Here is a 12,808-nt window from a genome sequence, read left to right as displayed (position 1 = left end):
CGTTAAAATCCCTCGGCAAAAGGTTCGAGATGAGGTGCTAAGCCGTGCTGCTCTCTCATTGCTTTCCATTCATCTTCACTGATGACAGATTCTTCACCGGAAAGACTACCAATAATTTCAAAATAGTCTAACCGGAGAGGATCAGCCAGTACAGTATGGACCGGGTTGCCACGAACCATATACACCGTTTGGACATTCTGATGATCAAGCGCCCGCCAAATTTGCTTATCTTTCAGGAGTGTATATTCCCACCCTTCTAAAGCTCGGACAACATCTTGTGTTTGAAAAGAATGAGTCCGCACAACTGCGTTCTTGTATTCATAGATGATGGAGTAGGCACTCGCGGCCGAACTACTCGGATATCGTCTATACCGCTGGACAAACTCCTCAACAAACGCAATGCCGCGCTTTGATTTTAACATATATGGAATTTTCCATGTCCAGGGGAGTGTCCCCACCACGCCTTCCATCGATTCCGCTCCAGTGCGCTCTGCCATGCCTAACGTGAGGTTGGGAACAATAATTTGTGTTGTTTTCCCTAATTCCATCGCCTTGGCTTGATGCAGTGCATTAACCATATCTTTACCAAAAAGCACCAACACGAGAACATCGGGATGATATGAAGCGGCAAGTTCAAGCGCTTCGCTGAAGTCCGTCGTTCCAAGAGGTGTCAAGGCACTACGATGCGTGGCTGTATCTGTTATACCGACAACAGAGCGGAAACTTTTTTCAGTCGTCCAGCCCCATGTATAGTCAGCCGTAATGAAAAAAAATCGTTTATTGGAATAATTTGTGCGTAACCAATCGGCCATAACATTTGCCGACATGAATGCATCGTTGCTCTCACGAAAAGAGGTTCTGTGACCGTGTTCCAAAGTCGTTGCCGTAGAGTACGTCAATGTACCGAAAAACAGGACGTTGCGTTTTTGGCAAATGGTCGAAGCAACAATAGCCACGTCACTTGAAGATCCACCTAAAATCATGACGCATCCTTCATCGATCAGCTCATGAATATTCAGTTCACTGACAACGACATCGGATGCCGAATCTCTGGACAAAAGTTCCACGCGATGACCAAGCAGCCCTCCATCACGATTGATTTCGTCCACGGCCATGCGGGCTGCCCGCATTTGGTCCAGTCCTTCTACAGAGTATGGACCGGTTAATGGGGTGTTGATTCCAAAGCGCACGACTTTGTTCTGTGCAGAGACTTCCGTCCCCCCAAAAACAAGGAGAGAGTTCCACAAAACAAAGATGCACAGCGCCAGAAGGAAACGTCTGGAGCAATGCATATATCCCTCCCAGTTAACGATTCGAGGGAGCATTTATGACGGTTCAGTGGAAGCAGCCAATAAAGACACCAACCGAATCTGTTTTCTCCTTGTCGGCCTAAGGAGAAAAACGGTTAGTTGGAATGAACACAATTCGTCGTTATGTCTACGATAACAGAATAGAATGATAAAGACTAGAGGAGCCCCCTCAAATATAAAGAGCATGGCACCAAAAAATAAATAATGATCTATTCAAATCCATAACGCATTCGGTAAAGCCGAACACCGCCTGAGATTACAATGAATCGAAAGCATACTGACCTTATGTGTGATACATTCGCTTTCGCGTATTCAAGACGGTGTTCATATTCGTCAGCGTCGTATTGTACTTCATATATCTACAAAGAAGGAATAAATAATCTTTGTCAGAATGGGTTCTCCCCAAACAAGGCACGTTAACTGATGATTACCGACATGGCTTTAAACATGAAAATGAAAGAATCTCCTTTCCCAATTCCAAGCTTGTCAAAACTTCCAGCAGTAATCAGCGCACAAATAGGCGTTCCATCTCCGAGCTTTCCGCTAACTTCTACAACGACATCATCACTGATTATATTGGTCACGACGCCAGGAAATGCGTTCCGTGCACTGGTTTGTGGAGGGATCAGAGCTTTCTCCAGGATAACCCAGGTCGCCTTCACCATGGCTGACGCCTTTTTTCCTTCGGCAAGCCCGAGTTTTTCTCGGCTCTCATTTGTGATAATAGCGACGATCTCATATCCTGCCGAAGTGCGGAGCGTTACTTCACTCATCACCGGGTTGGAAACAACCTTGGTAACCTCCCCGTGAAAGGTGTTGCGCGCACTGGTCTCCATACCAAACTCCTGATGGCAATGTTGATGAATAATATGGCGCAAATCATTTTGCGCCAACGTCACATATGATGCCGTGAAATCGGCTTTGGTATGTCCAAGAATGGCCTGAACGGCGCGCATAGGCATGCCGCCTTGCAACAGCTCAATAGCTCTTGAATTGCGAAGCACCCTTGGATTAAGCAAATCTTTGGGTAATCCACTGCGTGATGATTGCTCATAAAACTTTCGGCGTAAAAATCCTTGGTCCAAATCGAACAATCGCTCAGTCGATTTCGATGTTTCTGTGGTATCTACCTCATATTGAATGCAATATTCCCGAAGACACTCAATGACTTCCTCGGGAAGAGGCACTTCACGTTTTTTTCCTTCTGCGGTGCTGTCATCAATCATGACAACTTTCCGCAAATAGTCGAAATTCTTACGTTCATCGAGGGACAAAACCTCTCCAAGTCGTGCACCACTATACCGGAGAAGAAGAAAAACAAGGTACACTCGTTCTCTTGAACGTTTTGTTCTGGCATCACGAGAGACTTGAACCCATGCCGTAAAAGAAGATGCAAGCAACTCGAGTTGGTGTTTATTTAACCAACGTACACCTTCTGAAACGGTAAAAAGACGACAGGCACGTGGCAGTGTATCTTGTCGATATTCATTGCATGATGAATGTGGAGAATCGCAATCTCTTGCAGTAAGCTCGTTATCAATCCGACTGCGTAATGCAAGCAATTCTTCCGGACACATGAGTTCAACTTTTTCAAATTTTTTGTACATCGTCATGATATATCTCCAGAGCGTTTTATTCCTGAAAGGAATTAAAAAATCAAATTTTTCGCGTCAATATCACTGTACTATATACGTTCGTGACAGACACACCCCTAATTCATACCATATTGGTCAATTTCTCACCCATCATAGTACATCTTGCGACAGACACAAAACAGGTCACGAAATAGTTTTTTTTCGTGATTCATGGTCTCTCTTCCTTTCATTTACACACAATTATGCTAGCAACCAATCTTCAAATATGTCTCATTCTTTGAGATACACAGGCACAACAAACAACAACATACTGTTTTTATTAATAATTTAATAATGGCATGATTCCTGATCCCTCAAAAAGGAATCAGATGGGATTCAACTTGCAAATCCCATACATCAGGAGGGCACTATGACCATTTTATACAATCCAATCGGATACTTTGCGACACCTCACAAAGATGTACGAGGAATGCCCATTCAACCACTTGGTGCCAAAGGCGTTCGAGGGACCATTTCCATTCTACCCGAATATCAAGAAGGCCTCACCGATCTTGACGATTTCTCTCACGTCATCGTGCTCTACCACCTCCACCAGATACAAGGGCATGACCTTACGGTGACTCCTTTTCTTGATACTCAAGAGCACGGCATTTTTGCGACACGCTCCCCCAAACGTCCGAATCCATTAGGTCTTTCTGTCATGCGCCTTTCGGGCGTTTCTCATGGCACAGTCTTTGTTGAAAACGTCGATGTGCTTGACGGCACCCCAGTGATCGACATCAAACCATACGTCCCCGATTTCGATGTGTGGCCCGCCGATCGAATCGGCTGGTTTTCAGGAAAATCGAACAATGCTTCTACACACCGAAGTGACAATCGATTTGCCCGCCCCGAACTCGCGGTACAGGAGCTTTAATCATGGCTAAATTTCTTTTTGTTCATGGCGCATTTCAAGGGGCCTGGGTCTGGCGGGAAGTATCCGATATACTCCAATCTATGGGGCATGAAACCCACATCCCGACGTTATCCGGTTGTGGGTATCTCCACCATGGTGGACGTGAAGGTATTGATCTCAACACCTTCATTCAAGATATATCGAATTATATCTATTTCGAAGAACTCGACGATGTCGTTCTTGTCGGCCACAGCTACTCGGGGCTGATCTGTGGTGCCATCATGATGGGGACGCCGCACCTGCTTCACCAAGCCATCCTTGTGGATACCATTATCCCTCAAAGCAATCGAAGTTTTGTTGATACGGCCGGAGAGGCTTTTCGGCATATGCTTGAAAGTCATCGCGTTGGAAACTGGAAGATCAAACCGTGGCCCCTCAACGTGTTTGGTGTTCCGGAATCTCGAGGCCCTTGGTTCTCTGCCCGACTCTGCGATTTTCCGGAAAGTGCTTTTCTCACGCCATTTCCTTCTGAGTTCGATCCTACATGTGTTCCTGTTTCATTTATCACCTGCACAGCCACAGCAAGCCCATTCATTCGAGCCATGGCCGGGAAAGCGCGATCTTTTGGCTGGTCTGTCACAGAACTGAACTCCGGACATTGTCCCATGGTAACGCATCCACAGGAACTCGCCGCGATGCTTGATACCGCAGTGATAGCCCAGGCAGGTTCAGCAGCATGAATTCCCTCCCCGCAAACGGCTTGAGAGCTCGACTGTTCAAGCAACTCTCCAATTTTAACCTTGATGTTGAAATTACCTGTGGCCAAGAAGAAATCCTGGCACTGGTCGGGCCGTCGGGTTCGGGAAAAACCACAGTTTTACGCTGTCTTGCGGGGTTGGAAACACCGGATCAAGGGGAAGTTTGTTTCGGTGGAGATATATGGAGCAGAGGAAATAAACTCCATAGAACTCCACAACATCGACGTGTCGGATTACTCTCTCAAGATGCTTTACTCTTCCCCCATATGACCTTGAGGGAGAATGTGGAATTCGCCATGCCTATGCAGGAAGATCCCGGGCCTTTGTTTGAGCAAATGGGGATTCGGCATCTTGTGGACCGAAAACCATATCAAGTGTCCGGTGGAGAACGACAACGGGCCGCGCTCTGTCAGGTTCTCGCGAGTAGCCCCTGCATGCTTCTCTTAGACGAGCCTTTTTCCGCGCTGGATGTGGAAAATCGCTTTATGCTTCGTGAACTTATTCTGAATTTACGCCGCACCCATCACCTCCCCATTCTTCATGTCACACACGATCTTGCCGATGGTCTCAACATGGCAGATCGCGTCGTCTCTTTACGCGACGGCCGACATGATCCCGACTGGTTGAAGCGTCAAACCACCCTGCTCAGACAACAAGCCGCGGGACTATCGCTTGCAACGGCCGGTTGTCAGGAAACACCACAAGCCTATGTCCGCCACTCGGCTTAAACAGGAGAATGTATGAATTTCATCCGCTTACTGAACCGCTACTTACTGATCGCTTTCCTTCTTCTTGCCAGTGTCTCCACTGCCTTTGCTGAAGATACACTGACCATTGCCGCCGGAGCCGGTTACAAACAACTCGTTACGGCGTTGTGTAAAGCGTATGTCGAAGATGGACACCCGTTGCCACAGCAAGTATTTGGCAATATGGGACAAGTTATCGCCCAGTCCAAACAGAGCGGCGTCATCGACCTCGTTATCGGGGACAAACGTTTTCTGGATAATTCCGATCTTTCGTGGAGCAATGAAGAAGCCGTCGGCCGTGGGAAACTCATCCTCGCTGTCGCCAAAGGCGTTTCTATTGACGGTATCAAAGAAGTCAAAGTGATCGATGCGGCAAGCGGCAAGTCTGTTCTGACCAATCCCGCTGTCAAACGCATTGCTATGCCTGATACAAAGAAAGCGATCTATGGTCGCGCAGCATCACAATTTCTGGAAAAAACAGGTCTTGGGAAAGACGTAGAGTCCAACCTCCTTGTTGTTGGCACGGTTCCCCAAGTCTCTGCCTATGTCATTAGCGGAGAAGTCGATCTTGGTTTTATTAATTTAACCGACGCCCTTGCCATTGCGGACAAAGCCGAGGCAATCATCCCCGTTGACGAAAGCCTCTATGCTCCCATCCAAATCATAGCCAAAACTCTTGCGTCAAGCCCAAACCCCGATGCTGCGGCTACTTTCGACCAATTCCTCAAGTCGGATACCGCCCGCGCAATTGTTGCGAAACAGGGGCTGTAGCCACCACGCATTATTCGGCCGGAAAGCTCCCTTTTCCGGCCGAATAGACATTCATCATTCATGATCGACTAAAAAGGCGTACTTCTTCATGTCGTCATTTTTTATGGTATTAAGTCAGCCAGGCACCGTAGGCCCTATTGTGCTCAGTCTCAAAACGGCGTGTGTCGTTACCCCCTTGCTGGCCATTTTTGGAATTGGGTTGGGTTACAGTCTTGGACGTTGGCGCAGTCCACTGGCGTCCATTGTGGACTTTTTGATCACGCTTCCCCTCATCTTTCCCCCCATAGCAACAGGATTTCTTTTACTGCTCCTCCTCGGAAGGCGAGGACCGTTCGGAGAAATTTTATCCCATGCGTTCGGGCTTGATATCGTATTCAGCTTCTGGGGTGTGTCTTTAGCCTCGTTTGTGGCGGGGTTGCCACTTATCGTCAAACCGGTTCAGGCATCTCTCCGTCGAGAAATCGGCCGTTATATCGAGGCGGCGCAAATTTTGGGCAAATCGCGAATCACAATCTTTTTTCGCATTGTACTGCCACTCTTGCGAAAGAATATCGGCGTAGGACTCTTTCTCGCTCTGGCCCGATCCATGGGTGATGTCGGCATCACCCTCATGCTCGGTGGCAACATCGTCGGAAAAACCAATACCGTGTCACTGGAAATCTACAACGCCGTCTTCACCGGTGACTACGAGCGCGCGTTCATTCTCGTCATCATCCTCGGCGTCGTATCACTCGCCCTTGTTGCCGCTACACGACGGTTGTCAGCGGAGTGATTTAAGATGCAACGCAGTTCCTCCCCTCTGCGTTGTATCATGATGTTGTAATTTTTTTTCTGCTCTCACGCTTCACCCAACAAAAACGCCATCACCCGTTTTCTCCACGTTGTAGAATACTCCCACAGGTGGCTGTGTCCCGCGTTGTCCAAGGAAAATAACGTTGCGTCAGGAATCATGTTTGCGACGGCCTCGCCGAGTGAGGGACTCATAAGAATATCGGCGGTACCGTGTGTGATAAGAGTCGGAGATTGAATTTTTCCGAGATGCTCTCGGCTATCGTGACTCAGGCATGTTTCCGTCTGATAGACAAAGACGCCATGAGGAATCGGGTTGTCCTTCCGCATGGAGAAAAGCGTATCAATGGTATCAAGGTGCGTCTCATAGAATTGTGCACCAAAAATAAGCCAATATATCATACGCATAGCGGCATCTTCATCACAGTTTTGCATAAGCTCACCGCATGACGCAATCACACGCGCTGATCGGTTGTCGAGTCGCGCGAATGTCCCACACAAGACGAGTCGTTCGACAATATCCGGATGGCGTATAGCAATATACTGCGCAACCGCCCCTCCCATAGAATGTCCGAGAATGTGTGCGCGTTCAATCTTCAAGGCACGAAGAGCCTGCACAATACGATCGGCCATATCCTGCGTTGAAAATGTGCTTTCGGGCAATGGCTGTCCGGCGATACCCGGATGATCCACAGCAATGCATCGAAAGTGACGCCCAAAAAATGCCATATCATCAACCCAATTGCTGGCATCCCCACCCCAACCGGAGACAAAGACGAGCGGCGTGCCTGTACCGGTTTCCACATAATATGCACGATCTGTATCTGAGAGTGAGATCCACGACATACACGACTCCAGGAGATTTATGGTGAGAAAGATCAGAATTGTCTCAGATAGCATATTCCACATAGAGAGCAAAGATACAAAGAACATGAGCAATGAGCGATTCTCTATGACCGCGATATCATGCGTTACCTTCAGCGCATCACGTGTGATACAATCACGAAAAATCCAATCCGTGCAGCCACTCGACCAACGATGCCGAGAGTGTCATCGTCTATTTGACATCAAGAGAAAATCATTCAAAAAAGACTGGAAACTGTACACCTTCAGCACGCTCATTGAGCACATCCAAAGGACACGTCATGGATTGTTCAGCTCCCTCCCCTTCACGTCTCCCCTTCGTTTTGGCGATTGCTTATGTTGTCTGGTGGGTTGTTCTGGCCATTGATCCGGTATCACGAACGGTGTGGTGGGCAGAGAACATACCGGTCATGGTGGTATTTGCTCTGTTATTGATGACATATCGGCATTTTCAATTTTCGCGAACGGCCTATGTTCTCATGGCAATATGGCTCTTCTGGCATACCTTGGGCGGGCACTATACATTTGCCGCAGTTCCATTCGATTTCGTTACCGAAACGTTCGGATTTGCCCGAAATCATTTTGATCGCATCGGTCATTTTGCCGTCGGACTGTATGCGTTTGCCATAACGGAATGGCTATTACGTTGTAGATTGGCTCACAAAACCGTCGCCTATCTCTTTGGATTATTTGCTATCATGGCTGTCGCTGCAGGCTATGAAATCATTGAATGGTGGTATGCTGCCTTGGAAGGGGGAGATGCTGGCATCGCGTTCCTTGGAAGCCAAGGCGATATATGGGACGCGCAAAAAGACATGTTCGCCGACACACTCGGGGCACTCTTCAGTTTGGCCCTGTATGCTGTTCTCAGTAGCAAGAAAGCCAAGACAACGCATGCCTCAACATCATGGACTGAGGAATGAGACGTTAGCCTCAATTCGCCTTGCTCTTTTCCCCTCAACAATCATTGGGTTGAGAAATCATCTTCAAGCAATATAGTGACGAAGGGTGCAGTGTTGACCGTAAAATATTGCATCGTTGGTTTGACAGCATCAATAACAACCGTCGCGGCATGTCCCTCGGGTTTAATATACTCACTCAGACCGATATGATTCGGGACTGCATCCGCTCCCCAATCATACGTGTATCCAAGACCAGTCCACGGATAGCAGTTCCCGGAATCACAATCATATATCGTGGCACGCCGTTGCGTAAACCACTCTTGATAGTCTTGGCTGACCTCCACATAATATCCTACAGGAAAATTAGTTTCACATATCGTATCGGAGACGGCGGGATCCGGGCAGGGGCGCACAAGATCATCAGGATCCACCCACATGGTGACGAGTTTTGTATACCCTGAATCTGGTGGTAAACCGTATGCCTGTTCAAGTCGTCGCACACTTACCGATCGGCCGGTCGAACTGAAAAACGTTTTGAGTTGTGGTACAGGAGCAAGCCAGACTTCTACAAAATCGGGAATTATATATTCTTGCCCCTCTTTCCCATCATAATACTCTCCCCCTGTCCATGTGACCATGAGAACGCGCCCTTCGTCATCAAAGCGGAGTGCATGATCAACAAACGCGGGGTTCAAGGCCCAAAGGTTGGGATCAAGGCGGTTTTCAGTCAGTGGCATCGAGGCGATCTCAACAGCCTGCCGATAGTCTGGATCATTAAAATTCGCGGCATGAACACAAGAAACAAAGAGAAAAGCGATACAACAGAGTGTGATAGCGAGGCGGCTTCTTTGTAAATGCATTGCGTCCCCCAACGTTTTTCAAATTATTTTCTTCATCAACATGATCTTTCACTCGGTATACTGTCTTTCATAAAACAATATCCCAATAATTCTTTTATCCAAAAAATTCCTGTCTTGTCTTGACCTTTGTCCACTTCGGGTTCATGAACAAAATTTCTGTAACAGACGGCGCACTCAACAAGAATTTACACACTATCCTCTTCACAGGGCAATTGTTCATGACCCACTTTATCTCTATGTTCCTGCTTGTCTGTCCAATATTCTTGACGATGGCAGTAGGATATACCATTTTTCGAGTTGGTCTTGTAGATGATGCATTTGTTTCACAGCTCAATAGACTTTTTTATCTCGTTTTCTTACCGTTGCTGCTTTTTGATAAAATTGGTCATGCCGATTTCTCCGTAGATTTCAATATCGATCTTATCACCGGTATGACAATATTATTTTTTCTGTCACTCGCGCTGACCATGACGATCGGCACATTCATGGGCGCGTCCCCATCGAAACATGGAGCTTTTGTTCAGGCCTCTATCCGGGGAAATATGGCATATATTGGGTTAGCCGTTGTTGCCAGCGTGTATGGGAACGAGGGACTGGCTGCAGCCGGGGTCCTTCTGGGATTCCTTGTTCCACTGCTGAATGGCTTGTGTATTTTCGCGTTGCTGTGGCCACGACGCAAGGTAGGCAACCTCTCAGCGATGCAATGCTTGCGACAAATTTTTTCTAATCCACTCATCGTTGCTGCCGCAGCCGGTATGGTCGTCAGTCTCTCTGGCTTCGGTATACCACGTATTATTGGGGAAACATTGCATATTCTCTCAGGGATGACGCTCCCTCTCGCGCTTGTTGCCATTGGCGCAGCCTTTAAGCCAGCGGAATTTCGTGGAGCCATCTCGTTTGCTATGACGGCCACAACGTTCAAACTCTTAGTCTTACCGGGACTAGCCTACCTCATTTTGAATGCGATGCATATCACAGGGGTCAATATCGGGGTAGGTGTTATTCTTGCTGCTTGTCCAACATCGTCGGCGTCCTATGTTTTGGCCGATCAACTTGGCGGCGATATCCCTCTTGCCAAAGCTGTCGTCATGCTGGCGACAATGCTCTCCGTCTTTTCCTATACGCTGCTTCTGTCCTGTTTGCCTGTTTTTCCAACACCATAAAACAACGATGTAGCCCGCCCAATTACTTGAAAGAGCATGTTAGCGAGTCATACCATAATCACGAACCAAGTACATTTCGAATATTGGCAGTATACTACTTCTGTGTAGCGACCTGCTTTATCAACGCCGGAACATCTAGAATCAGTGAGATTCCTCCATCTCCATTAATTGTTGTCCCGGAAATAAGATTAATATTCTTATACAAATCGCTTAAGCTTTTGATAACAGCTTGTTGCCGGCCAATGATAACATCGACAGCCAAGCCAACGCGTATGCCGTCAACAGAAACAATGATAATACGCTCGTATTCGGACTGCTCCGACGGAACACCGAGTATCTTGCGTAAGCTCAAACACGGTGTCATCGCGCCTATAAAATCAAAAGATTCAATGGTCTTCACTGCGGATCGCGCTTCAGGTGTCGGGAAAAATCGTTCCTGACAGCTTTCAACATGTGCCAATGGGACAATATAATGCTCGTTGCCGATGACGACACACAGTCCGTCTATGATCGCCAACGTCAACGGCAATCGAATCGTAAACGTGGTTCCTTGTCCGGGTTGCGACACAATTTCAACTCGCCCACGTAAACCTTCAATGCTTCGTTTGACCACATCCATGCCCACGCCACGACCGGAAATATCGGTAACCTCATCTTTTGTCGAAAATCCTGGTTCGAAAATGAGATTCAAAATATCTTTATCATCAAGTTCGGCATCGGCGGCGACAAGATTTCGGGCTTTGGCTTTACGCAAGACAAGATTCGGATTAATCCCCCGACCATCGTCGCGAATCCGAATGATAACCTCGCCTCCTCCATGACATGCTTCAAGGCGAACCGTCCCGGTTTCGGGTTTCCCCATATTCAAGCGATTCGATGCGGACTCGATACCATGATCAAGACTGTTCCGTAGAATATGCATAAGCGGATCTTTGAGACGATCGATAACAACTTTATCGAGTTCCGTTTCCGCTCCCTCCAAGACGAGTTCCACACTTTTATCGAACTGAGCACAAAGGTCGCGTACAAGACGACGAAATCCCCCAAACGTGGTCCCAATAGGAACCATACGCAAACGTAGGGCACTATTCCGCATTTTGTCGGAGAGTCGCTCCAGATCTTCTGAAACACTTGCCAGTTCTATATCGCCATCTTCACACTCTTCTTCACGTCTTCGACAAAGTTGCGCGATTCGAGACTGCAGAATAACAAGTTCGCCAACCATGTTCACTAAACTGTCGAGTCTATCCGAATCCACGCGCAAACTCTTCCCTGCATCCAACGTGGAGACAGAACCGGAATGTGGCTTCGCCACATCGGGACGGGACTGCACCGAGGGCTCGGTAAGATACTCTTGTAAACGGCCCATCGCCATGTCAGGGGCAATTTTTCCCATTTCATCCAAGAGTACCATAATATCATCTGCATCAACACGGAGGTTCTGTCCAAGAGCACGGATAACAGCTTCTTCTTCGGTCCCTGTAAATGAAAAGATTTTCTGAACCTGCTCTTCTGTTTCCAGCGTGAGCAGAAGAAAATCCCAGTGTCCATATGTTTTTTCAGGGTCAAACAAGTCAAGACTGGGATATCGTTCTCCATGAAACTCCTCGCGCAAGCTCCCCATACGTCCAAGTTGTTCAGCCAAAACGGCGGGATCCGGCCCCATTAAATAGGATTCCGTCGACGGCATGTATCGGACCCAATACAAGGTCTCTCCGGATACGGCGTCAAGTCGACGTTGTCCGGGTGAAGCCTTCTCATCAATAACATCAGACATCAGACTCTTTATTTGGGCCAGAAGATGATCCGATTCCAAAACTATTTCCTGGCTCGGATGCTTGGTCGTGAGGAGTTGAAGTATATGATCTTTGACGGTCAAAAACAGCGTCAGTAGATGTGAATCGACATCGAGACGCCCCTTGCGAACAAGATCAAAAGCGGTCTCAGCATCATGAGCAAAGCGCGAAAGCTCGGTATACCCAAACATGGCACCAGAGCCTTTCAACGTATGCATCGCACGAAAAGCCCGAGCGACCAGGTCTTTATTAAGAGGATCGTTTTCCAGTTCAAGCAGTGCGTCTTCAAGGTCCGCCAAGTGTTCGTGCGCTTCAGCAATAAAGACTTCATCGACGAGTTCAAAATCTTTCATAACGCA

At 47.7% G+C, this 12,808-nt stretch carries 12 protein-coding genes; 7 read left to right on the top strand and 5 right to left on the bottom strand.

The window, feature by feature from the left end; genetic code table 11:
- Positions 1-2 precede the first annotated feature (2 nt).
- Both G451_RS31140 and G451_RS0122385 read right to left on the bottom strand, forming a co-directional pair.
- Complete coding sequence (locus G451_RS31140; RefSeq protein ID WP_051261788.1) at positions 3-1,292, bottom strand: ABC transporter substrate-binding protein; 1,290 nt, start codon at positions 1,290-1,292, stop codon at positions 3-5.
- Between the two features lie 434 nt (positions 1,293-1,726).
- Positions 1,727-2,923 (bottom strand): TOBE domain-containing protein, encoded by a 1,197-nt coding sequence (locus G451_RS0122385; RefSeq protein WP_027185995.1) that lies wholly within the window; start codon positions 2,921-2,923, stop codon positions 1,727-1,729.
- Between the two features lie 391 nt (positions 2,924-3,314).
- Between G451_RS0122385 and tsaA the strand changes: the two genes are divergently transcribed.
- From tsaA to G451_RS0122360, 5 genes are all read left to right on the top strand, one after another.
- Positions 3,315-3,821, top strand: coding sequence for a tRNA (N6-threonylcarbamoyladenosine(37)-N6)-methyltransferase TrmO (gene tsaA, locus G451_RS0122380; RefSeq protein ID WP_027185994.1), 507 nt, complete (start codon positions 3,315-3,317; stop codon positions 3,819-3,821).
- 2 nt (positions 3,822-3,823) lie between these two features.
- Positions 3,824-4,540 (top strand): alpha/beta fold hydrolase, encoded by a 717-nt coding sequence (locus G451_RS0122375; RefSeq protein ID WP_027185993.1) that lies wholly within the window; start codon positions 3,824-3,826, stop codon positions 4,538-4,540.
- Positions 4,537-5,286 (top strand): ATP-binding cassette domain-containing protein, encoded by a 750-nt coding sequence (locus G451_RS31135; RefSeq protein WP_051261787.1) that lies wholly within the window; start codon positions 4,537-4,539, stop codon positions 5,284-5,286. The genes G451_RS0122375 and G451_RS31135 overlap by 4 nt, the downstream gene beginning before the upstream one ends.
- A 12-nt stretch (positions 5,287-5,298) precedes the next feature.
- The gene (gene modA, locus G451_RS0122365) at positions 5,299-6,075 is read left to right on the top strand and encodes a molybdate ABC transporter substrate-binding protein (RefSeq protein WP_051261786.1); all 777 of its coding nucleotides are present in this window, start codon (positions 5,299-5,301) and stop codon (positions 6,073-6,075) included.
- A gap of 88 nt (positions 6,076-6,163) precedes the next feature.
- Entirely contained in the window at positions 6,164-6,847 is a 684-nt protein-coding gene (locus G451_RS0122360; RefSeq protein WP_027185991.1) for a molybdate ABC transporter permease subunit, read from the top strand.
- Between the two features lie 65 nt (positions 6,848-6,912).
- Here the strand turns inward: G451_RS0122360 and G451_RS0122355 are convergent, their stop codons facing one another.
- Positions 6,913-7,710, bottom strand: a complete 798-nt coding sequence (locus G451_RS0122355) for an alpha/beta fold hydrolase (protein ID WP_027185990.1) — start codon at positions 7,708-7,710, stop codon at positions 6,913-6,915.
- 299 nt (positions 7,711-8,009) lie between these two features.
- On the opposite strand from G451_RS0122355, the gene G451_RS31130 reads away from it, so the two are divergent.
- Entirely contained in the window at positions 8,010-8,651 is a 642-nt protein-coding gene (locus G451_RS31130) for a DUF2238 domain-containing protein (RefSeq protein WP_051261785.1), read from the top strand.
- 41 nt (positions 8,652-8,692) lie between these two features.
- Here the strand turns inward: G451_RS31130 and G451_RS31125 are convergent, their stop codons facing one another.
- Positions 8,693-9,490 (bottom strand): hypothetical protein, encoded by a 798-nt coding sequence (locus tag G451_RS31125; protein ID WP_051261784.1) that lies wholly within the window; start codon positions 9,488-9,490, stop codon positions 8,693-8,695.
- 218 nt (positions 9,491-9,708) lie between these two features.
- Here G451_RS31125 and G451_RS0122340 point away from each other — a divergent pair, with 218 nt between their 5' ends.
- The gene (locus G451_RS0122340; protein ID WP_027185989.1) at positions 9,709-10,653 is read left to right on the top strand and encodes an AEC family transporter; all 945 of its coding nucleotides are present in this window, start codon (positions 9,709-9,711) and stop codon (positions 10,651-10,653) included.
- A 94-nt stretch (positions 10,654-10,747) separates the two neighbouring features.
- Here the strand turns inward: G451_RS0122340 and G451_RS31120 are convergent, their stop codons facing one another.
- A complete protein-coding gene (locus G451_RS31120) occupies positions 10,748-12,802 on the bottom strand; it encodes a chemotaxis protein CheA (protein ID WP_034643405.1) in 2,055 nt (684 codons plus the stop codon).
- Positions 12,803-12,808: the final 6 nt, after the last annotated feature.

Origin of the sequence: Desulfovibrio inopinatus DSM 10711 (assembly GCF_000429305.1) — a bacterium.
Taxonomy (GTDB): domain Bacteria; phylum Desulfobacterota; class Desulfovibrionia; order Desulfovibrionales; family Desulfovibrionaceae; genus Alteridesulfovibrio; species Alteridesulfovibrio inopinatus.
This window is presented reverse-complemented; position numbering and strand designations above follow the sequence as displayed.

Bases quoted from the DNA above. Each gene is read 5' to 3' on its own strand.
- tsaA (WP_027185994.1), top strand. From the start codon at position 3,315: ATGACCATTTTATACAATCCAATCGGATACTTTGCGACACCTCACAAA.
- G451_RS31125 (WP_051261784.1), bottom strand. From the start codon at position 9,490: ATGCATTTACAAAGAAGCCGCCTCGCTATCACACTCTGTTGTATCGCT.
- G451_RS0122375 (WP_027185993.1), top strand. From the start codon at position 3,824: ATGGCTAAATTTCTTTTTGTTCATGGCGCATTTCAAGGGGCCTGGGTC.
- modA (WP_051261786.1), top strand. From the start codon at position 5,299: ATGAATTTCATCCGCTTACTGAACCGCTACTTACTGATCGCTTTCCTT.
- G451_RS0122385 (WP_027185995.1), bottom strand. From the start codon at position 2,923: ATGACGATGTACAAAAAATTTGAAAAAGTTGAACTCATGTGTCCGGAA.
- G451_RS0122360 (WP_027185991.1), top strand. From the start codon at position 6,164: ATGTCGTCATTTTTTATGGTATTAAGTCAGCCAGGCACCGTAGGCCCT.
- G451_RS31130 (WP_051261785.1), top strand. From the start codon at position 8,010: ATGGATTGTTCAGCTCCCTCCCCTTCACGTCTCCCCTTCGTTTTGGCG.
- G451_RS31120 (WP_034643405.1), bottom strand. From the start codon at position 12,802: ATGAAAGATTTTGAACTCGTCGATGAAGTCTTTATTGCTGAAGCGCAC.
- G451_RS0122355 (WP_027185990.1), bottom strand. From the start codon at position 7,710: ATGTCGTGGATCTCACTCTCAGATACAGATCGTGCATATTATGTGGAA.
- G451_RS31140 (WP_051261788.1), bottom strand. From the start codon at position 1,292: ATGCATTGCTCCAGACGTTTCCTTCTGGCGCTGTGCATCTTTGTTTTG.
- G451_RS0122340 (WP_027185989.1), top strand. From the start codon at position 9,709: ATGACCCACTTTATCTCTATGTTCCTGCTTGTCTGTCCAATATTCTTG.
- G451_RS31135 (WP_051261787.1), top strand. From the start codon at position 4,537: ATGAATTCCCTCCCCGCAAACGGCTTGAGAGCTCGACTGTTCAAGCAA.